The organism is Streptomyces sp. NPDC002476, assembly GCF_042889785.1.
GTDB lineage: Bacteria > Actinomycetota > Actinomycetes > Streptomycetales > Streptomycetaceae > Streptomyces.
Map to the genome: position 1 here is coordinate 94,166 of NZ_JBIARH010000014.1, position 20,339 is coordinate 114,504.

Below are 20,339 nucleotides of genomic sequence, written 5' to 3' on the forward strand. Positions count from 1 at the left end.
CGGAACCGCGGGTGAACACGTCCAGGGCGTGTTGCGAAAGTCCCGTCCGACCCGCGACGCCTGGCACGGCACCTCGCCACGTTGCCGGGATCGTCCATGTACGTCCAGCACGAGGGCGACCCTCCGCCTTGCGACGCACCGCACCGGACGCCGCGGGCCGCCCTTCGGGCGGACGACGCTCCTTTCGAAACACGCCCTACGGGTCGAGGTCGCTCCCGGCCTGCTCGTCGAAGATCCGCATGGCCTTCGCGGTCACCGGTCCGGGAGCGCCGGGCAGCTCCCGGCCGTCCACCCGGTGGACGGCCTGCACGTCGCGCAGGGTGGAGGTCAGGAAGACCTCCTCCGCCCGTTCCAGGACGTCGAACGGCAGGTCGGTCTCGTGGGCCCCCGTCCACTCCACGGCCAGCGCGCGGGTGATTCCGGCGAGACAGCCGGAGGCGACGGGCGGGGTGTGCAGCTGCCCGTCGAGCACGACGAAGACGTTGGACCCGGTCCCCTCGCAGAGCCGTCCGACGGTGTTGGCGAAGAGGGCCTCCGAGGCGCCGTGCTCGTGCGCACGGGCGAGCGCCACGACGTTCTCGGCGTACGACGTGGTCTTGAGCCCGACCAGCGCGCCGCGCTCGTTGCGCGTCCAGGGAACGGTGATCACGGCGGTGCTGTGGGGGCGGCGGGTCGCCTCGCCCAGGGCGACGAAGAGGCCCGGACCGGCGTCGCCGCGGTCGGAGCCGAGCGGCGAGACCCCACCGGTGTACGTGATGCGCAGCCGTCCCAGCGGCATCGGGTTGGCGTCGAGGACGGCGGCGCAGGCGCGGCGCACCTCGTCGAGGTCGGGCTCGGCCAGCCCGAGGCCGCGGGCCGAGCGGGCCAGCCGGTCGAGGTGGCGGGTGAGGGCGAAGGGCCTGCCGTCGACGGCCCTGACCGTCTCGAAGACGCCGTCGCCCACGGTCAGCCCGTGGTCGAGCACGGACACCCGGGCCTCGTCGGCGTCCTTCAGTGCGCCGTCGACCCACATCCTCATCACGCGATTCCTCCAGTCGGTTCGTGTTCGTCGGTCGCTTCGTATGCACCCGACGCCACGGCGAGCAGCCGCGACGCCTTGAGTTCGGTCTCGTCCCACTCGCGCTCGGGGTCCGAGCCCCAGGTGATGCCGGCCCCGGTGCCGAACCGGAGAACCGGCGCGCTCCGTGTCCGGTCGATCCAGAAGGTCCGTATGCCGACGGCCAGGGATGCCGTGCGGCGGTCGGCGTCGACCCAGCCGATGCCGCCGCAGTAGGGGCCGCGCGGCGCGGTCTCCAGCTCCTCGATGATGCGCAGGGCGCTGGATTTGGGCGCCCCGGTGACGGAACCGGGCGGGAAGGCGGCCGCGAGGAGTCCGGGCCACCCGGCTCCCTCGGCCAGCTCTCCGCGCACGGCGGAGACGAGGTGGACAAGGCCCGGATGCTTCTCCACCACGCACAGGTCGGGGACCGTGACCGATCCGGTGGCACAGATCCGGCCGAGGTCGTTGCGGACCAGGTCGACGATCATCACGTTCTCGGCGTGGTCCTTGTCCAGGAGGTCGTCCTCGGTCCGCCCGGTGCCCTTGATGGGTCCCGACTCCACGGTGCGCCCGTCCCGGCTCAGGAAGAGTTCGGGGGACGCGGTGGCGATCTCCACGCCGTGCGCGGGCAGCCGGATCGTTCCGGCGTGGGGAGCGGGGTTGCCGCGCGCCAGGAGCGCGGTGAGCGCGTCCACGTCCGCCGCCGGGTCGGGCAGTGCCGCGGTCAGCACCCGGCAGAGGTTGGCCTGGTAGACCTCGCCCGCCGCTATGTACGCGCGGATCCGGCGCACGCCCTCCATGTACGCGGCACGGTCCAGGGACGAGGTCCAGGCGTCGGCGGCGGGTCCGCGCCAGGCCCCGCGCACGGGCGCGGGCACCTCTTCCGTGCGCACGGTGTCGAAGCGCGCGCAGACGAGGCGGCCCTCGAAGTCGGCCGAGACGGCCCAGAAGCCGGACGATTCGAGGGCCGCGGGATCACTGGTCACGTCCCGCAGGCCGGACGCGACGAGACCGCCGAAGCGGGCCATGGGAGCGAGGTCGTGCACGTCGTCGAGTCTAGAACGGCGCATCCGCAGGGCTTCCGGGACGGACGCGCGCCAGCACGCTGCACAAACGCGTTTTTGTACTGGCCCGGGAATCCGCTAGAGTTCAACACGTCGCCGGGACGCGGAAGCGGACCGGGAAAGACAAGCGGACGTAGCTCAGTTGGTAGAGCGCAACCTTGCCAAGGTTGAGGTCGCCAGTTCGAACCTGGTCGTCCGCTCGCAGAAAGGTGGGGGATCCTCCCGAACCCTCACTCGTGGTGGAGTGGCCGAGAGGCGAGGCAACGGCCTGCAAAGCCGTCTACACGGGTTCAAATCCCGTCTCCACCTCCAAGGACGATTAGCTCAGCGGGAGAGCGCTTCCCTGACACGGAAGAGGTCACTGGTTCAATCCCAGTATCGTCCACCGATCCGCAAGGATCCTCGCGCGATTAGCTCAGCGGGAGAGCGCTTCCCTGACACGGAAGAGGTCACTGGTTCAATCCCAGTATCGCGCACGCAGTACACGCAGGTTCACCCTGCGCGATTAGCTCAGCGGGAGAGCGCTTCCCTGACACGGAAGAGGTCACTGGTTCAATCCCAGTATCGCGCACCACCGAAATCCCCGGTCGTCTCGGCGACCGGGGATTTTTTCGTTTCCGCAGCACGTCACGGTCTCCGCGTCACGCCCGTGAACGGCGGGCGGGGCGGGAACGCCCGCGGGCCCGGACGGGTGATGTCCGGGCCCGCGGTGATCCGTCGGCCGGTGTCCCCCACTGGGGAGAATCCGGTGTCCCGCGCGGGAGAACGGTGTCCTTCCCCGCAGGGCGGGGATCAGGACGAGAAGAGCATGCGGCCGAAGCTCTTGTGACGGTAGTGGCCGCCGTGGTGCTGCGGCGCTCCCCAGGCGGGGGCCGGCGCGGCCGGGTACGCCTGCGGGGCGGGCGGCGCGGGCGGAGCCTGCTGCGTCCACTGCGCCTCGATCCGGGTCAGGGTCTCCAGCTCGCCGTAGTCGAGGAAGATCCCCCGGCAGCCGCTGCACTGTTCGATCTGTATGCCGTTGCGGTTGTAGGTGTGCATGGGTGCGTGGCACTTGGGACACTGCATGATTCGACTCTCAACTCCTCGCCGTCGGGTGGCCGCCGCCGGACGGCGTACCCGCCGACGGTCGGTTCAGCCTACGACGTGTGTCCGGCCGCCAACTCGGGAGGGAGGGAGGCGATTCGGGCACAGGCGTCGATCACCGCCCGCTCCACCTCGTCCGGAGCCCGGCCCTCCGCCGCGGACTTGGCATGGGCCAGCGCGGCGGTCTGCACGGTCAGGGCCCGGGCCGGGACGTCCAGTTCGGGCCAGGGGTCGCCCCCGGCGGGTACGGCGGGTCCGCCCGCCGCCCGGTAGGCGTCGAGGAACCGCAGCCAGACGTCGGGCGGCAGCAGCCCGGCCGCGTACCAGGCGGCGGGACGGGCGAGGTCCCAGGCGGGGTCGCCGAGTCCGGCGTCGTCGATGTCGATGAGCGTCCAGGGGCCGTGCGGCACGGGGTGGCGGACGAGTTGTCCGAGGTGCAGATCGCCGTGGCAGAGATGGCGCGCGCGGTGCGCGGGCGGCGGGACCTCGCCGCGGGCCCAGGCGGGCAGTCGCTGCCAGGCCGCGAGTACGGGGGCGGTCGCCGGGTCGTCGGGCCGTGCGGCGCGCATCCGGGCGACGGCGAGCGCCGCCTTGGCGGGTCCCCGCATGGGCGGGAGGGCGAGGGAAGGAGGGGGCGGGGTGCGGTGCAGCGCGGCGAGCAGCGCGGCCGCCTCCCCCCAGGGGGCCGCCCCGGGATCGTCCGGGGCGACGGGCTCACCGTGCGGCCACAGAGTGACGGGGCGGCCGTGGAGAATGGCGGACGCCTCGTCGGGCCGGGGCCGCAGCGGGGCGAGCAGGATGCCGGTCAGCCGCGGGTGGTCCGCGAGGGCGATACGGGCCAGCAGGTCGGGGACGGGCGTGCCGGGGGCGTGGGCCTTGGCCACGACGGGTCCGCTGTGGACCACCGTTCCGTCCGCCCGGTCCGCGAGCGTCTCCGGCGGCGGGCAGGCGCAGGCGGTCCCGGACGGCGGGTGGGCGGCCCGGTGGGCGAGGGCGCCCAGCGCCCGTACGACTGCGGTGGTCACGGTCTCCCCTGGTGGCGGACGGACTCGGGCCGGTCCGTGCGGGGCCCGGTGGTGGACGGATGCGGGCCGGTCCGTCGCACCGTGCCCGGCGACGAGCGTACGCGGCCGGAAAGCACCAGGGCAGCGCGATGCCCGGTCAGCTCCCCAGCTGACCGGACAAACGCTGCCGTCCGCCGCACCCCCGTCCCCACGGGGTTGTTGGCCGGATGTCCCGGTCCGGACCGCTCTTCCGGACCCGGGGCGCCGCTCAGCGCCCCAGCATCACGCCCACGGACGACGCCTGTGTGACCACCGCGTCCCAGCCGCCGAAGACGACCACGAGCAGGGCCGCCAGGGGAAGAACCATCGCCGTCGCCACCAGCGGGTGGCGGTGACCGGACGACGAGCGACGGCGGAAGGAGGCGTGGAGCCTGCTTCCCCGTGCACGGATCATGGTCCGCGTTGCCGTGTCCGCCATGTTTCCTCTCCTGACCGATGCGGGGCGGCGGGCGAGTGACCTCGGGGCACGAGTGCCGCCCACCGCTTGGTCTCAACACTAGGGACGTGGGAGCGGGACGGCGTCATGCCCGCGTACCGAATGCCGGGCATCCCGGAGGAGGAGCCGCGGCCGGTCGTCGTACTCCCCTGGGTGGAGATCGGCCGCCCCGTCCCCCCGGGGATCGTCCCCGAGACGAACCAGGTGGTCCCGGTGACCGGCACCGCGGGCGTGACGTCACTCACTCGTCGCGTCACGGGAACGGCGGACCGCATGTGCGCCGCACGGTCCCCGCGGCCCCGGCGTCAACACCACGTCCCCGCACATCTCTTGATGCCCCGTTCCACACCTCGCAGGAACCGGAGCGCGCCCACACGTCGTCATGGACCGTGCCATGCGCCGGTAAACGATCGACGGGCGAGGGCGCGGCCTCTGAGCGCCCCGGGCGCCGGGTACGTAAGCTGTGCTCGTCAGGCGTACCAGGCAGCGGGGATGGGCAGAAGATGGCGATGATGCGGCTCCGGCGCGAGGACCCGCGTGTCGTCGGCTCGTTCAGGTTGCACCGGCGGCTCGGCGCGGGCGGGATGGGTGTCGTCTACCTCGGTTCGGACCGGCGGGGACAGCGGGTGGCGCTCAAGGTGATCCGGCCGGATCTGGCGGAGGATCAGGAGTTCCGTTCGCGGTTCGCTCGCGAGGTGTCCGCCGCGCGGCGGATCCGCGGGGGCTGCACGGCACGGCTGGTGGCCGCCGATCTGGACGCGGACCGCCCGTGGTTCGCCACGCAGTACGTGCCCGGGCCCTCGCTCCATGACAAGGTGGCCGAGGAGGGTCCGCTGTCGGCGGCCGAGGTGGCCTCGATCGGGGCCGCGCTCTCCGAGGGGCTGGTGGCGGTGCACGAGGCGGGGGTCGTCCACCGCGACCTGAAGCCGTCGAACATCCTCCTCTCCCCCAAGGGCCCCCGGATCATCGACTTCGGGATCGCCTGGGCGACCGGGGCCTCCACGCTCACGCACGTCGGCACAGCCGTCGGGTCACCCGGGTTCCTCGCTCCCGAGCAGGTGCGCGGCGCTGCCGTGACACCCGCGACGGACGTGTTCTCGCTCGGTGCCACGCTGGCGTACGCGGCGACGGCGGACTCGCCCTTCGGACACGGCAGTTCCGAGGTGATGCTGTACCGCGTGGTGCACGAGGAACCGCAGTTGTACGACGTGCACGACGCGCTGGCGCCACTGGTGAGCGCCTGCCTGGCGAAGGACCCTCAGGAACGCCCGAGCACGCTCCAACTCTCCATGCGGCTCAAGGAGATCGCGGCGCGGGAGGCGCAGGGGCTGCACGAGAGCCGCCCTCCGGTGCAGCGTTCGGCGCGGGAGCTGGACCGGTCGACGGGCCGCACCGGGGGCCCGTACACCGAGCAGCGGACCCGGCGGACGGCTCCCCCGGCGCCCCGCCGGCAACAACAGCAGCAGAGGCAGCCGCAGAGCGGCCGGCAGGTGGCGCCGTCGCGTCCCGGGGCGCCGCGCACGGGCGGTTCGCGGCCTCAGCGGTCTCAGCAGGCGCGTGACACCACCCGGTCCGGCAGGCGCCCGCAGAGCGCGCACGGGACGAGCGGCCGTCCGGGCACCCGGCCCGGGACCCGCACGACCTCGACGGGCCGTCGCCCCGCCAACCCGCGGCTGCTGCGCCAGCGCCTCGTCGTCTTCGTCGTGGTGACGCTGCTGGTGGCGCTGGGCATCGCGGTGGCGCAGGGCTGCCAGGGTCCGGCCCGGGGGCTGGGCACGGAACGCACGCAGGTCGAGCCTCAGAGCCTGCCGGGTGGCCTCCGACCGGACGGCCACGCCCAGGCACGCACTCCCCCCATGCCTTGAGGGCCAGGGGGACCCCTCCGGCGTTGCCGAAATACCCTGGTAGCGCCTTCCCCGAGCTCTCGGCTCCGTTCGAGCAGAGGAGACCTCGTCCCAGGACATCCCGGCGCCTTGGAACCGCACACACCATGCCGCGTCCGCTCTCCGGTCGAAGGTCACCCGACAGGCTCTCAGCGGCACGACGGGAACGGGACCGGGAAGACCGACGCGGACGCGAGCGGCATCCGGGGCCCGGGGCTCCGTCAGGGCCGGCCGCGGAGGCTCCGATAGCTGCTCAGGGCTGCGGGCGGCCCGAGGCCACGGCGTAGAACGCGACGGCGGCGGCCGCTCCCACGTTCAGCGAGTCGATGCCGTGCGCCATGGGAATGCGGACCCATCGGTCGGCGGCGACAAGAGCCCGGGTGGACAGTCCCTCGCCCTCGGCGCCGAGCATCAGCGCGACCTTGTCCATCCGGTGCGGGGCCGCCCGGTCGATGCTGTCGGCCTTCTCGTCCGGAGTCAGCGCGAGGAGTTCGAAGCCGGCCTCCCGTACCGTCTCCAGCCCCTTGGGCCAGGTGTCGAGACGGGCGTACGGCACGGAGAAGACCGCGCCCATCGACACCTTGACGGAGCGCCGGTAGAGCGGGTCGGCGCAGTCCGGGGAGAGCAGGACGGCGTCCATGCCGAGGGCGGCGGCGCTGCGGAAGATCGCCCCGATGTTGGTGTGGTCGTTGACGGCTTCCATGACGGCCACCCGGCGGGCCTTCGCCAGCAGTTCCGCGGCGTCCGGCAGCGGCTTGCGCTGCATCGAGGCGAGGGCGCCGCGGTGGACGTGGTAGCCGGTGACCCGTTCGGCGAGTTCGGGGCTGACCGCGTACACCGGGGCGGGAACCTCGTCGATGACATCGCGCATCAGGTCGATCCACTTCGCGGAGAGCAGCATCGACCGCATCTCGTACCCGGCGTGCCGGGCGCGTCGGATCACCTTCTCGCCCTCGGCGATGAAGAGGCCCTCGGCGGGCTCCCGTCTGCGCCGGAGTTCGACGTCGGTGAGTCCGGTGTAGTCGCGCAGGCGGGGGTCGTCGGGGTCGTCGACGGTGATGAGGTCAGCCACGGGTTCGATACTGCCTTGTCCGGTGTGTGGTGCCAACGGCTTGACGGAAGTTCCGTTACCGCCGGTTACTCTGTGCGGGGCGGGAGGTGCGGGTGCCGGTCATTCGGCGCGGGGCGCCGCGGTGTCCGTGCCGACCGCCACGACATCGCCGACGACGATGACGGCCGGAGGGCGTACGTCCTCGGCCGCGGCGCGTTCGGCGACGGTCGCGAGCGTCGCGTCGACCCGGCGCTGGGCGGCGGTGGTGCCCTCCTGGATCAGGGCTACGGGGGTCTCGGGGGCCTTGCCGTGGGCGATGAGGGTACGGGCGATGGCGCCGATCTTGTCGACGGCCATCAGCAGCACGAGCGTGCCGCGCAGCCCGGCGAGGGCCTGCCAGTCGACCAGTGAGCGCGCGTCGTCGGGGGCGACGTGACCGCTCACGACGGTGAACTCGTGGGCGACGCCCCGGTGGGTGACGGGGATTCCCGCCGCACCGGGCACGGAGATGGAGCTGGAGATGCCGGGGACGACCGTGCAGGCGATGCCCTCGGCGGCCAGCGCCAGGGCCTCCTCCATGCCGCGGCCGAACACGAAGGGGTCGCCGCCCTTGAGCCGTACCACGGCCTTGCCGGCCTTGGCGTGCTCGATGAGCGCCTGGTTGATCGCTTCCTGGGCCATGAAGCGGCCGTACGGGATCTTCGCGGCGTCGATCACCTCGACGTGCGGGGGGAGTTCGTCGAGCAGGTCGCGCGGGCCGAGGCGGTCGGCGATGACGACGTCCGCCTCGGCGAGGAGGCGGCGTCCCCGCACCGTGATCAGGTCGGGGTCGCCGGGACCGCCGCCGACCAGGGCGACGCCGGGCGTGCGGGTGCGGTGGTGGGGCGCGGCGATGCTGCCGTCGCGCAGTCCCTCGACGATGGCGTCGCGGACGGCGGCGGAGTGGCGCGGGTCGCGGCCGTGGGTGTCGGTGGTGAGCACGGCGACGGTGACGCCCTCGCCGCGGCCGGTGGCTGGGGTCCAGGCGGTGGCGGCGTCGGCGTCGTCGCTGCGGACGCACCAGACGCGGTGGCGTTCGGCCTCGGCGGAGGCTGCGTCGTTGGCCGCGGTGTCGTCGGAGGCGATCAGGACGTACCAGGCCTCGGCCAGGTCCCCGTCGGCGTACCGGCGGCGCTCCCAGCGGATCTCACCGGCGTCCGCCATGGCCTCGACGGACGGGGTCGCGGTCGGCGAGACGAGGACGATGTCGGCGCCCGCCGCGATGAGCGCGGGGAGGCGGCGCTGGGCGACCTGGCCCCCGCCGACCACGACGACGCGACGCCCGCCGAGCCGCAGTCCGACGGGGTACGCGGGGTGATCGGCGTGGTCTGCGTGCTCGGCCATGGCGGTGCGGGCTCCTCGTGCGGGGTCGGAGTGCGACGGCCGCTGCGGCGGTGGAGCGGCTCTGACGTGGGGTGATGCGGTGTTCGCGGGTGGGTCCACGATACGCGGCGGGCGCGGGCCGGAGTGGTTCGGCGGGAGCCCCGGCACGGACCGGTGGGCCTCCCCGGCACTCGGGGAGGCCCACCGCACTACTTCTCCGTGACGCCTGCCCCGTCGAACGTCGCCACCTCGTGCATCGCGCGGGCCGCGCTCTGCACGATCGGCAGCGCCAGCAGCGCGCCCGTGCCCTCGCCGAGGCGGAGGTCGAGGTCGACGAGCGGGCGCAGCCCCAGCTTGTTGAGCGCGGCGACGTGGCCGGGCTCGGCGCTGCGGTGGCCCGCGATGCAGGCGGCGAGGGCCTCGGGGGCGATCGCCCGGGCGACCAGGGCCGCGGCGCCCGCGCTGACGCCGTCGAGGATGACGGGCGTGCGGAGCGAGGCGCCGCCCAGCAGGAATCCGGCCATCGCCGCGTGTTCGAGTCCGCCGACCGCGGCCAGGACGCCGATCGGGTCGGCCGGGTCGGGCTGGTGGAGCTCCAGCGCGCGGCGGACGACGTCGACCTTGCGGGCGTGCATCTCGTCGTTGATGCCGGTGCCCCGGCCGGTCACCTCGGCCGGGTCCAGGTCCGTGTACACGCAGATCAGCGCGGCCGAAGCGGTGGTGTTGGCGATGCCCATCTCGCCGATCAGCAGGCCCTTGTTGCCCGCCGCGACCAGATCGCGGGCGGTCTCGATGCCGACCTCGACGGCGGCGAGGACCTCTTCGCGGGTGAGGGCGGGGCCGGTCGTGAAGTCGGCCGTTCCGGCACGCACCTTGCGCGGGAGGAGGCCCGGCGTCGCGGGCAGGTCCATGGCCACGCCGACGTCGACCACGCAGACCTCGGCGCCGACCTGCGCCGCGAACGCGTTGCAGACCGCACCCCCGCCGAGGAAGTTGGCGACCATCTGGCCGGTGACCTCCTGCGGCCACGCGGTGACGCCCTGCGCGTGCACCCCGTGGTCGCCCGCGAAGATCGCGACGGCCGCGGGCTCCGGTACCGGCGGCGGGCACACCCGGGAGAGCCCCGACAACTGCGCGGAGATGATCTCCAGCATGCCGAGCGCGCCGGCGGGCTTGGTCATCCGCTTCTGGCGCTCCCACGCCTCGCCGAGCGCCTTGGCGTCCAGCGGGCGGATGTTGGAGATGGTCTCCTGGAGCAGGTCGTGCGGTTCCTCGCCGGGCAGGGCACGGCGGCCGTACGTCTCCTCGTGGACCACCCAGGACAGCGGGCGGCGCTTGGACCAGCCCGCCTGCATCAGCTCCGGCTCCTCGGGGAACTCGTCGACGTATCCGACGCACAGATACGCGACGACTTCCAGGTGCTCGGGCAGGCCCAGGGCACGGACCATCTCGCGCTCGTCGAAGAAGCTGACCCACCCGACGCCGAGGCCCTCGGCGCGGGCGGCGAGCCACAGGTTCTCGACGGCGAGCGCCGACGAGTACGGGGCCATCTGCGGCTGGGTGTGCCGTCCGAGGGTGTGCCGGCCGCCGCGGGTGGGGTCGGCGGTGACGACGATGTTGACCGGGGTGTCGAGGATGGCCTCGATCTTGAGTTCCTTGAACTGCTTGGCCCGGCCCTTGGGCAACGACTTGGCGTAGGCGTCGCGCTGACGCTGTGCCAGTTCGTGCATGGAACGGCGGGTCTCCGCCGAGCGGATGACGACGAAGTCCCAGGGCTGCGAGTGGCCGACACTGGGCGCGGTGTGCGCGGCTTCGAGGACGCGCAGCAGCACCTCGTGCGGGATCGGGTCGCTGCGGAAGCCGTTGCGGATGTCGCGGCGCTCGCGCATGACGCGGAGCACGGCCTCGCGCTCGGCGTCGTCGTACCCGGGCGCGGGCGGAGTGGCGGGGGCCCCGGTCCCGTCGGGCGCGGGCGCCTCGGGGGCCTCCGCCTCCTGCACGGGGGCCTGTGTCTCCTGCACGGAAAGCTGCGGCACCGTCGGGGGCCCGGTGTGGCCCTCCGGTCCCGGCTGCGGTTCGACGGCCGGGAGGGCCTGCGCGGGGGCGGTCTCCGCGGGCGTCGAAGCGTCCGGGGTCGCGACGGCCTCCGGGACCGCTTCGGGGGCCTCCGCGACCGGCTCGGGGGCCTCCGGGACCGCTTCGGGCTCCGGGACGACGGCCGACGGCGCCTCGGCGACGGCCTCGGCCACCGGGACGGGGGCCGGTGCGACGGGCTGCTCGGGGCTCTGCTCGGCGGCCTGCGCGGAGGCGTCCTCGGCCGGTACGGCGTTCTCGACGGCCTGGGGCGCTTCGGGAGCCTGCGCGGGCTGGGGTACCTGGGGCGCTTCGGGAGCCTGCGCGGCTTCGGCGGCGGCCGCGTCCTCGGTGGTCGCGGGCTCCACGGCCTCGGCCGGGACCGGCTCGACGGCGATCGCCGCGTCCTCGGGCTGCGCCGCCACGGCCTCCTCGGCGACGGGAGCCGGTGCCTGGTCCGCCGGTACCGGGACCTGGTCGGGTGCGGCGCCCGCGACGGCCTCGGTGGCGGGCCCGGCCTCCGCGTGCTCCGGTACGGCGACGGCTCCGACGGCTCCGACGGCCTCGGCCGCATCGGCCACAGGCTCGGGCTCGGGCTCGGGCAACTCGATCACGGCGTCCGGCGTCGTGTCCGACGGCGCCTCCGCCTCCGCCGGCGCGACGGTCCCGGCATCCGGCGCACCGGCAACCGCGTCGTCGACCGGCGCGGCGGCGCCCACCGGCTCCTCGGCGGGAGCGTCGACCGGTGCCCCGGCGGGGTCCGGGGCCGCCTCGGCCACCGGAACGTTCGCGGGTTCCGGGGCGCTCACGGCCTCCGGTGCGACGACCTGCTCCAGGGGTGCCGCCACGGGCACCGCTTCCGCGGCGGGCTCGGCGACCGGTTCCACGACCTGTTCGACGGCGGCCTCCGGGACCACCGCACCCGGAGCAGCGGCCTCCGCGACCGGCGCTTCAGGGGCCTCTGGAGGAGCCACCGCTTCCGGGACGACGGCCCCCGCGGCGGCGGACTCCCCGCCCGGCACTTCCGGAGCGACGTCTTCCGCCACCACCGGGGCGGCGGCCTGCTGAGGCGCCTGAGGCGCCGGGGCCGACCACGGGCTGCCGCCCTGAGGCAGGATCTGGCCCAGCTGCGGGCCGGGCAGCACCGACGCGTCACCCGGCGTCCGGAGGTACTCGGGGCCACCGGTGGGCAGTCCGGCCTGCGGCGCGACGGCCGCGGGCTGCGCCTGCGGCTGGGCCTGCACCTGAGGCTGGGCCTGGGCCTGGGGCTGAAGCCGGGGCTGAGGCTGGGCCTGGGGCGCACCCGCCGGGCCGCGGTCGGCGAGCGAACGGACCACGCCGCCGGTCGGCGTCCCGCCGTAGGACGGTCCGTCCGCCGCGACGGGACCGCGGTGCAGTGGCCGACGCGGCGCGGCCTTGGGCTGGGGCGACGCCCCGGGGGCCGGGGTGGGCGCGGGAATGCGGGCACCCCCGGGCTCGGCGGAACCGGAGTCCTGGTCACCAGTCCCCTGCGTGTGCGTACCGCGCAGCGGCTCGGCCGCCGTCCGCTGTCCGGCGTCCGCGTCCGGGACCTGCGCGGGTACCGTCAGCGGCGCCTGGACGGGCTGCTGCGCCGGGGCGGGTTCCTGAACCGGCACGGGCCCCTGCGGTCGCAACGACGACTCGTCGGACGCCTGGGCCTGCACCGCCTGCGCCGTGTGGCCGCCCTGCGCGGGCACGGAGGCGTGCGCGGCGGCTTCGGGGTACTGGCCGGGGGCCGGGACCGGCTGCGGGTCGCTCCAGGCGCCCTGGGGGCTCGGCATGAGCAGGAGGTCGTCGTCCTCGGGCACGTAGTCGGAGGGGGCGAGGCAGGCGTAGTCGGCCGGGGCGGCGACGCCCGGCTGCTCCACCGTGCCGGCGTTCCCCGGCAGTCCCTCACCCGGGATCTGGCCGGTGTCACTCATGCGTACCCCTCGCCCATCGTCAGTGCTAGTTCGGCCCTTCGTCCGGGACGCCCGACCACGCCGCGCCGATGCTCGTCGATGAGAACGAGCGGGCGCGCCGCACGGCACGAGAGAGTCGCGGACATACCGCATTCTCCCGGTCGTTCGCCACCGCGGCAGCTCATTTCGCCACGGCCCGTTGTGGACTGCGCCACGTCGCGCGTCCCCCGGTTCTGCCGTACCACAACGGGGACCAAAACGGTCCCCTTTTCCGGACATTGACGAACGAAGCGACGAACGCCCAGCCGCGGTGCAACGATCGGCCAGCCTACCCCGCGCTCCGTGCCGACCTGGTCAGGGGGCGAGGTCCGAACGGACCGCCGAGAGCAGGAAGACGACCGAGCGTTCGCGCTCCGACCAGGCCGATGTGTCGAGTTCGACGGACTGGAGGAGCGAGCACCGGACGGCGTATCCGTGCCCGGTGAGTGCCGCGCCGAGCGTCTCGGCCTCGTCGCGTGTCGACGCGTGGGTCACGATCCGCTCCGGCCGCCGCTCGGTGACGGCGGTGACGACGGCGGCGCCGCCTCCCCCGATCCGTACGACGTCGGGCTCCGGCAGCCGCTCCAGCACCTGCGGGGCCCGGCCCTCGACGACCTGGATCTGTACCCCGAACACCCGGGCGGCGGCAGCCGTACGGGCGCAGGCGGCGGGGTCGCTGTCGACCGCGAGCACGGCGGCCCCGAAACGCGCGGCCTCCACGGCCAGGGCCCCGCCGCCGGAGCCGATGTCCCACAGCAGATCCCCGGTGCGGGGGCCCAGCAGGGCCAGTTGGGCGGCGCGCAGTTCCGGGGACTCGCCCTCGCCGCCCGTGCCCCGGGGGTCGGGCGGGTACATCTCGGGGGGCAGCGCCCAGCCGCGTACGCCGCGCGGCCCGCCAGGGTCGTGGCCGGCGATCCAGGCGCCGGCGGCCTGCGGTTCGGAGCCGCCGCCGATGACGATCACCACGTTGGGGTCGCGCCAGACGTGGTCGGCGGCGCGCTCCGAGGTGACGACGCTGACCTGTTCGCGCGCGGTGCCGAGTTCCTCGCAGACGACGAAGGTGCGGTGGACTCCTTCGAGGAGCAGGGCGAGTTCGGCGGGGCCCGCGCCGGGCGAGGTGAGGACGGCGACCTTGTGGTGGGCGCGGCAGACGTTGACGGCGCGGCGCAGGGTGCGGGGGTGGGCGACGACGATCCGGGCGTCCTCCCACGGCATTCCGGCGCGGGCGAACGCGGTGGCGACGGACGACACCGCGGGCACCACCTCGACTTCGAGCCCGTGCACGGGCGCGCGGAGGTTGCGTACGACTCCGAAGAAGCCGGGGTCGCCGTCGGCGAGGACGACGGCGCTGCCGCGGTGTCCGGCGATGCGGCGGGCCGCCAGGTCGATGGAGCCCAGGCGGATGCGTTCGGCGTGCGCGGGCACTTCGGGCAGGGCGAGGTGGTGGGCGGCTCCGGCGACGAGCGTGGCGGCCGAGAGGGCGGCCGTGGCCGCTCCGGTCAGGGGCGACCCGTCCCAGCCGATCACGGTGACCCGATCGGCCATCTGTCGTCAGTCTCCTGGAGTTGTCGCAGGTCAAAAGTGCCTGAAAGGGGTACGAGAGGGAGAGTACCCGGTCGGTGGCGGTGCGGGCCCGCGCCCCGGGGAAGGGTCAGTGCCAGTCGCCGCGGGCGCCGTAGCCGCCCGCGTCGGCGAGTTGCTCGGCGACGCCGTCGAGGTCCTCGGGCAGCAGGCCCCACACGATCAGGTCGGTCCTGATGTCGGTCCAGCCGCCGTCCTCCGTCCGGGTGCGGGCTATACGGGCGTTGCGCAGGACTCCCTCGCTGATGCAGCCGAGTTTCTGGGCGACCTGCTGGGCGGCGGTGTCTCCGGCGGGGGTGCGCAGTTCCATGCGTTCGAAGCCCTGGTCGCGGAAGAGCCACTGGGCGAGCGCGAGTACGGCTTCGGTGGCGTATCCCTCGCCGCGCGCCCAGGGGGCGGTGATGTACGTGGCCTCGGTGGCGAGGGTGCGCCAGTCGGTGCGGTGCAGGCGGACCGAGCCGACGAGCCGTTGGGTGAGGAACTCGGTGACGGCGAGCACGATGCCGTCACCGGTGGTGCGCTGCGCGGGGGCGATCCGGCGCACCCAGCGCTCGGCGTCGACCCGCCCGAAGGGGTGGGGGGCGTCGATCCAGGCGGTGACCAGCTCGTCGTTCATCATCTCGATGTACGCGGGGACGTCCACCATGTCGAACGGGCGCAGCACCAACCGGTCCGTGCTGATGGAGATGTCCGGGAAGGTGGAAGTCATGCGCCGCTCCATGCCGAAGACCGTGTAAAGGCACAGCATGGCGCATCGGGCGGGCGTCGCGCATGGGCGGGTCGGTACGACGGAGCCCCGCGCGCCCCGTGGGCCGGGGTGCGCGAGGCTCGTCCGGCCGGTGCGGCGGCCGGGTGCGCGAGGGTCAGGAGGAGGTGCCGAAGGCCGGGACGATCGCGCCCTTGTAGGTGTCCTCGATGTACTTCTTGACCTCGTCGGAGTGCAGGAGCTCGACGAGCTTCCGGACGCGCGGGTCCTTCTCGTTGCCCTGCTTCACGACGACGATGTTGGCGTACGGGTTGCCGTCGGCCTTCTCCTGCACCAGGGCGTCCTTGGTGGGGTCGAGCTTGGCCCCGATCGCGAAGTTGCTGTTGATGACGGCGGCGTCGACGTCGTTCAGGGCGCGGGGCACGGTCGCGGCCTCCAGCTCCTTGAACGACAGGCCCTTCTTGTCGGTGATGTCCCCGAGATCGGCGTCGGTTCCGACGCCCGCCTTCAGCTTGATCAGGCCGTTGTCGGCGAGGAGGTGGAGGGCGCGGCCCTCGTTGGTGGTGTCGTTGGGCACCGCGATGGTCTGGCCGGGCTTGATCTCGGCGATCGACTCGACCTTCTTGGAGTAGACGCCGAGGGGCTCCAGGTGGACGGTGGCGACGGAGACCAGGTGGGTGTCGTTCTTCTTGTTGAAGTCGTCGAGGTAGGGCCTGTGCTGGAAGAAGTTGACGTCGACCTGGCCGTTCTCGGTGGCGGTGTTCGGCAGGACGTAGTCGGTGAACTCCTTGACCTCCAGCTTGATGCCCTCCTTGGCCGCCAGGTTCTTCTCGACGAAGTTCAGGATGTCGGCGTGCGGGGTCGGGGAGGCGCCGATGACGAGTGCCTTGGAGGTGTCCGCCTTGGCGCCGTCCGTCCTGGACGCGGGGTCGGAGTCCGTGCCGCAGGCGGTGAGGCCGAGGGCCAGGGCGGCGGTGGCGGCGGCAGCCGCGGTGATCCTGATGTTCTTGCGCACGAAAAGTGCCTCTTTCCGGTGATGAGGGTGATGCGCCCGGACAAGGAGTTCGGGCTTGCGGGGAAGGGAGGTCTCGGGTGGCGGCGCGTCAGGTGGTGGCGCGTCCGCGGCGGGCCAGCAGCCGTACCACCAGGTCGCCGATCAACTGGATCACGCTCACGATGACGACGAGCAGCACGACGGTGGCGAGCATGAACTGGTTGTCGAAGCGTTGGTATCCGTAGGTCACGGCCTTGGAGCCGAGCCCTTCGCCACCGACCGCGCCGGCCATCGCGGAGTAGCCGACGAGCACGATGACGGTGGTGGTGACGCCGGAGACGAGCGAGGGCAGCGCCTGCGGCAGCAGCACCTTGCGCACGATCGTCGGGATGGATCCGCCCATCGACTGGACGGCCTCGACGAGTCCGTGGTCGACCTCCCGGACGGCGGTCTCGACGAGCCGCGCGAAGAACGGGACGGCGCCGACGCTGAGCGGCACGATCATCGCGGTGGGGCCGATGAAGGTGCCGACGACCCAGGTGGTGAAGGGGATCAGGGCGATCAGCAGGATCATGAACGGCAGCGAGCGGCCGATGTTCACGATCACCCCGACGACCTTGTTGACCACGGCGTTCTGGAGCAGTCCGCCCTTGTCCGTCAGGACGAGCAGGATGCCGAGCGGCAGTCCGACGAGGACGGTGACGACAGTGGACCAGAGCACCATGTAGAGGGTGTCGACGGTCCCCTGGGCCAGCAACGGCTGCATGTCCGACCAGGTCACTTCGCCACCTCCTTGGTGAACGGTGCGGGGGTGCCCCCGGCGGTTGTCCCAGCGGCGGTCCCGGCGCCGTCGGTCACGACCTCGGCCTGGAGTCCCTGTTCGCGCAGGAAGCCGATCGGGACGACGTTCTCGTCGAAGCCGCCGGGCAGTTCGATGCGCATCCGGCCGATCTGCCTGCCGCCGACGGTGTCCATCGCGGCGCCCAGGATCGAGATGTCGATGTTGTACGTGCGGGAGAGCTGGGAGATCACCGGCTGGGTGGCGGCCTCGCCGTGGAAGGTGACGTCGACGACCGTGCGGTCGGGGCCGGAGGGCGTACCGCCGACGGGGAAGAGTTCGCGGGCCAGCTCGGAGCCGGGGGTGGCCAGCAGTTCGGAGACGGTGCCGGACTCGACGACGCGCCCCTTGCGCATCAGTGCGGCGGAGTCGCAGACCGTCTTGACGACGTCCATCTCGTGCGTGATGAGCAGCACGGTCAGGCCGAGTTGCTGGTTGAGGTCGCGCAGCAGCTGGAGGATGGAGCGGGTGGTCTCGGGGTCGAGCGCCGACGTGGCCTCGTCGGAGAGCAGCACCTTGGGGTCCCCGGCGAGGGCGCGGGCGATGCCGACGCGCTGCTTCTGGCCTCCGGAGAGCTGGCCGGGGTACGCCCTGGCCTTGTCGGCGAGGCCGACCAGGCCGAGGAGTTCGAGGGCCTTGCGGGACCGGTCCCTGGCGCCGACGCCGAGGATTTCCAGCGGCAGTTCGACGTTGGCCTGGACGGTGCGGGAGGCCAGCAGGTTGAAGTGCTGGAAGACCATGCCGATGCGGCTGCGCGCCTCGCGCAGCCCCTTCCCGGCCCGCCGTCCCCGGCCGGCGAGGGCGGTGAGGTCCTGTCCGGCCACGGTCACGGTGCCCGATGTGGGGCGTTCCAGGAGGTTGACGCAGCGGATGAGGGACGACTTACCGGCGCCGCTCTGCCCGATGACGCCGTACACCTCTCCCTCGCGGACGTGCAGGTCGACGCCGTCCAGCGCGGTGACCTCACGGCCGCGCGCCTGATAGACCTTCGTGAGGCCCGTAGTGGTGATCACAGGGTTTCCGTCACTGTCGAGTGCGCGGCGCGATGTCCGCCGGGCACGGGGCATTCGTCTGATGAGACCTGTTCGGACGTTCCGAGCGGGGCCGGGCAGGGCCGCGAGGCATGTGATGGCCGGGGCGGCGGTGCACGGAAGGGCTCGTTCCGCTGGGTGCGGACGGCGCGGGCTCGGTCTCGCTTCGGGGCGCGAGGATCGGGCGGGGGCCCTCAGAAGGTGCGCATTCGACACATACGACGAGCACCGGGCGTCATGTTCGCCTCGGTCGCAAACGTGCGGCTGCTCGTCGTGGTCATGTCCCAAGTAAAACAGATGTCAGATTCCGCCCGGCCGGCGCGTCCGGATGGCGGACAGCCGTGGACACTCGGGCCGACCCGCTCCCGCGCCCACCACGATTCCTGCTACCGGGGATGTGACCTGCACAAATGCGGCCGGGCAGGTGTTGTCTCCGCCACGAACCGCAGGCCCGTCGGCGGCACGCGCTGTGGTCAAGGCCACGATCCGGGGCGAGGGCCGCCGTCGCGGTCCGTACGTCCGGCGGGCGCGGGCGGGACGCCTCGGTCCGGTTCGCGTCGGACCGGTGGGCGTCGGACGGGGGCGCACGCGGGGCGTCGGCTCCCCCGTAATACGCTCGCTTCATGCTTGACGCCCTGACGATCGCGGTCGCCGTGTCCGCGCTCGCCCTCGCCGCCTGGTGCGGACTGGCCGCATACCGGGACCAGCCGACCAAGGACTGGCACTTCATCGGGATGGCCGTGGTCCTGCTGCTGGCACTGGCCCAGTTGGTGGTGGGCATCGTGCGGCTGGCCCGCGGCGAGCGGCCGGAGCAGGGTACGGCGATCTTCGTCGCCTATCTGGCCGGGGCCTTCCTCGCCGTGCCCGCGGCCGGTTTCCTGTCGCTCAGCGAGCGGACCCGCTGGGGTTCGGTGACGGTGTCGGCGGGAGCGGTCGTGCTGGCCGTGCTCGAAGTACGGCTCTACGACATCTGGGGAAACTGAACGTGGACATGTGGGGAAACCGACCGTGACCGACACCGACCGCACCCCCGCGACGGACTCCGGCGAGCAGCGGCCCTTCGACCTCGGCACCGGTCCCGGCCGGGTGCTGCTCTGGTTCTACGGGGTCTTCACCGTCGCGGCGGCGTCCCGTTCGATCGTGCAGATGATCCTGGACTTCGACAGGGCGCCGCTCGCCTATGTGCTGTCGGCCTGTGCCGCCGTCGTCTACGGGTTCATCACGTACTCGCTGGCGCGCGGCGGCGAGCGGGCGCGCAGGTCGGCGCTGGTGTGCTGCGCCGCCGAGCTGCTGGGCGTGCTGATCGTCGGGACCTGGACGATGGTGGCGCCCTCGGCGTTCCCGGACGCCACCGTCTGGTCCGACTTCGGGATGGGCTACCTGTTCATCCCGGTGATCCTGCCGGTGACCGGAATCATCTGGCTGCGCCGCGCGAAGAGCGCGTGAGCGCGGGGGCGCGCCGGGCGGAACCGGTGCGCACCGAACCGGCCCCCGTACCCCGGCGCGCCCTTGCCCGTTCGCCCCGTGCCCGGTGTCTACGCGCTGGCCACGTACACGGGAGTGGTCGCGTCCTTCTCCAGCAGGACCATCCGGACGCCGTCCCGTCCGGTCTCGTTGCCCACCGCGGCGTATCCCGCGCGCTGGTACAGCCGGAGGTTGTTCTCGCTGCGATGCCCGGTGCACAGCCGGAAGCGGGTGGCCGACCGCTCGTCGACGAGTCCCGATTCGGCCGCCCGCAGCAGCCGGGCGCCGAGCCCGTGTCCCCGGAGCCGGGGGTGGACGCAGAGCCGGCCGATCCGGCCGGTGCCGTCCTCGTCGGTGAAGCCGCGGACCGAACCGACCACCTCGTCCCCCAGGCGCGCCACGCACACCAGCTGCGTGGCGATCTCGGCGCGTACCGAGTCGAGCGTCTGGACGAGCGGATCGATGCGGTAGTTGCCGTACAGCTCGGCCTCGCCCTGGAAACAGAGGTACTGAAGTTTCAGGATCTCTTCGGCGTCCTGTGCCGTCGCCGCCGAGATGATCACGCTCATGCCCATGTGCGCATGCCTCCGCCCACCTGATCCACCGGTTGTCCCACGCTCCCTTCCCCGGGGGCCGGGAGCGACAACCTCCGCCGCGAGCATTCTGCGCAGACATCCAAGGCATCGGGAACGGATAGGGCCCAAACTCC

Annotated in this window: 17 protein-coding genes and 5 tRNA genes; 8 read left to right on the top strand and 14 right to left on the bottom strand. The window is 73.1% G+C overall.

The features are described 5' to 3' along the window. Positions 1-196: 196 nt before the first annotated feature. Positions 197-1,018, bottom strand: a complete 822-nt coding sequence (locus tag ACFYXM_RS18265) for an aminotransferase class IV (protein WP_389290414.1) — start codon at positions 1,016-1,018, stop codon at positions 197-199. After that, positions 1,018-2,067, bottom strand: coding sequence for a chorismate-binding protein (locus tag ACFYXM_RS18270; protein WP_389290542.1), 1,050 nt, complete (start codon positions 2,065-2,067; stop codon positions 1,018-1,020). The genes ACFYXM_RS18265 and ACFYXM_RS18270 overlap by 1 nt, the downstream gene beginning before the upstream one ends. A gap of 163 nt (positions 2,068-2,230) precedes the next feature. On the opposite strand from ACFYXM_RS18270, the gene ACFYXM_RS18275 reads away from it, so the two are divergent. The 5 genes from ACFYXM_RS18275 (at position 2,231) to ACFYXM_RS18295 (ending at position 2,677) form a co-directional block, all read left to right on the top strand. Beyond that, a tRNA-Gly gene (locus ACFYXM_RS18275) sits at positions 2,231-2,303 on the top strand. Between the two features lie 38 nt (positions 2,304-2,341). After that, positions 2,342-2,415, top strand: a tRNA-Cys gene (locus tag ACFYXM_RS18280). Position 2,416: 1 nt separating this feature from the next. Continuing rightward, a tRNA-Val gene (locus ACFYXM_RS18285) sits at positions 2,417-2,488 on the top strand. 19 nt (positions 2,489-2,507) lie between these two features. Further along, positions 2,508-2,579, top strand: a tRNA-Val gene (locus ACFYXM_RS18290). Positions 2,580-2,602: 23 nt separating this feature from the next. Continuing rightward, positions 2,603-2,677: transfer RNA gene (locus ACFYXM_RS18295), tRNA-Val, on the top strand. Positions 2,678-2,895: 218 nt separating this feature from the next. On the opposite strand, the gene ACFYXM_RS18300 is transcribed toward ACFYXM_RS18295, so the two are convergent. From ACFYXM_RS18300 to ACFYXM_RS18310, 3 genes are all read right to left on the bottom strand, one after another. After that, entirely contained in the window at positions 2,896-3,168 is a 273-nt protein-coding gene (locus ACFYXM_RS18300) for a zf-TFIIB domain-containing protein (RefSeq protein WP_073787709.1), read from the bottom strand. Between the two features lie 71 nt (positions 3,169-3,239). Then, on the bottom strand, positions 3,240-4,211 hold the full coding sequence (locus ACFYXM_RS18305; RefSeq protein WP_389290417.1) for a phosphotransferase: 972 nt from the start codon (positions 4,209-4,211) through the stop codon (positions 3,240-3,242). Positions 4,212-4,458: 247 nt separating this feature from the next. Next, complete coding sequence (locus ACFYXM_RS18310) at positions 4,459-4,668, bottom strand: hypothetical protein (protein ID WP_073787713.1); 210 nt, start codon at positions 4,666-4,668, stop codon at positions 4,459-4,461. 521 nt (positions 4,669-5,189) lie between these two features. Here ACFYXM_RS18310 and ACFYXM_RS18315 point away from each other — a divergent pair. Next, positions 5,190-6,551, top strand: coding sequence for a serine/threonine-protein kinase (locus ACFYXM_RS18315; RefSeq protein ID WP_389290419.1), 1,362 nt, complete (start codon positions 5,190-5,192; stop codon positions 6,549-6,551). 271 nt (positions 6,552-6,822) lie between these two features. Here ACFYXM_RS18315 and ACFYXM_RS18320 read toward each other — a convergent pair whose 3' ends face one another. The 8 genes from ACFYXM_RS18320 to ACFYXM_RS18355 form a co-directional block, all read right to left on the bottom strand. Next, the gene (locus ACFYXM_RS18320) at positions 6,823-7,641 is read right to left on the bottom strand and encodes an RNA methyltransferase (protein ID WP_362028168.1); all 819 of its coding nucleotides are present in this window, start codon (positions 7,639-7,641) and stop codon (positions 6,823-6,825) included. A 99-nt stretch (positions 7,642-7,740) separates the two neighbouring features. Next, positions 7,741-9,003, bottom strand: a complete 1,263-nt coding sequence (gene cobA, locus ACFYXM_RS18325; RefSeq protein WP_389290421.1) for a uroporphyrinogen-III C-methyltransferase — start codon at positions 9,001-9,003, stop codon at positions 7,741-7,743. 188 nt (positions 9,004-9,191) lie between these two features. Next, positions 9,192-12,998 (bottom strand): nicotinate-nucleotide--dimethylbenzimidazole phosphoribosyltransferase, encoded by a 3,807-nt coding sequence (gene cobT, locus ACFYXM_RS18330; RefSeq protein ID WP_389290423.1) that lies wholly within the window; start codon positions 12,996-12,998, stop codon positions 9,192-9,194. Positions 12,999-13,331: 333 nt separating this feature from the next. Next, positions 13,332-14,561, bottom strand: a complete 1,230-nt coding sequence (cbiE, locus tag ACFYXM_RS18335) for a precorrin-6y C5,15-methyltransferase (decarboxylating) subunit CbiE (protein ID WP_389290425.1) — start codon at positions 14,559-14,561, stop codon at positions 13,332-13,334. 106 nt (positions 14,562-14,667) lie between these two features. Continuing rightward, positions 14,668-15,345 (bottom strand): GNAT family N-acetyltransferase, encoded by a 678-nt coding sequence (locus ACFYXM_RS18340; protein WP_351525145.1) that lies wholly within the window; start codon positions 15,343-15,345, stop codon positions 14,668-14,670. Between the two features lie 115 nt (positions 15,346-15,460). Then, complete coding sequence (locus ACFYXM_RS18345; RefSeq protein ID WP_389290428.1) at positions 15,461-16,318, bottom strand: MetQ/NlpA family ABC transporter substrate-binding protein; 858 nt, start codon at positions 16,316-16,318, stop codon at positions 15,461-15,463. Between the two features lie 88 nt (positions 16,319-16,406). After that, positions 16,407-17,078 carry a methionine ABC transporter permease gene (locus tag ACFYXM_RS18350; protein ID WP_389290430.1) on the bottom strand — a complete coding sequence of 224 codons (672 nt, stop codon included), beginning with the start codon at positions 17,076-17,078 and terminating at the stop codon, positions 16,407-16,409. Beyond that, the gene (locus ACFYXM_RS18355) at positions 17,075-18,148 is read right to left on the bottom strand and encodes a methionine ABC transporter ATP-binding protein (protein ID WP_389290432.1); all 1,074 of its coding nucleotides are present in this window, start codon (positions 18,146-18,148) and stop codon (positions 17,075-17,077) included. Before ACFYXM_RS18355 ends, ACFYXM_RS18350 begins: the two co-directional genes overlap by 4 nt. Before the next feature lie 641 nt (positions 18,149-18,789). Between ACFYXM_RS18355 and ACFYXM_RS18360 the strand changes: the two genes are divergently transcribed. Continuing rightward, positions 18,790-19,149, top strand: coding sequence for a hypothetical protein (locus ACFYXM_RS18360; RefSeq protein ID WP_389290434.1), 360 nt, complete (start codon positions 18,790-18,792; stop codon positions 19,147-19,149). 25 nt (positions 19,150-19,174) lie between these two features. Further along, positions 19,175-19,612, top strand: coding sequence for a hypothetical protein (locus tag ACFYXM_RS18365; protein WP_389290436.1), 438 nt, complete (start codon positions 19,175-19,177; stop codon positions 19,610-19,612). 89 nt (positions 19,613-19,701) lie between these two features. On the opposite strand, the gene ACFYXM_RS18370 is transcribed toward ACFYXM_RS18365, so the two are convergent. Further along, a complete protein-coding gene (locus ACFYXM_RS18370) occupies positions 19,702-20,205 on the bottom strand; it encodes a GNAT family N-acetyltransferase (RefSeq protein WP_389290544.1) in 504 nt (167 codons plus the stop codon). Between the last annotated feature and the right edge of the window lie 134 nt (positions 20,206-20,339).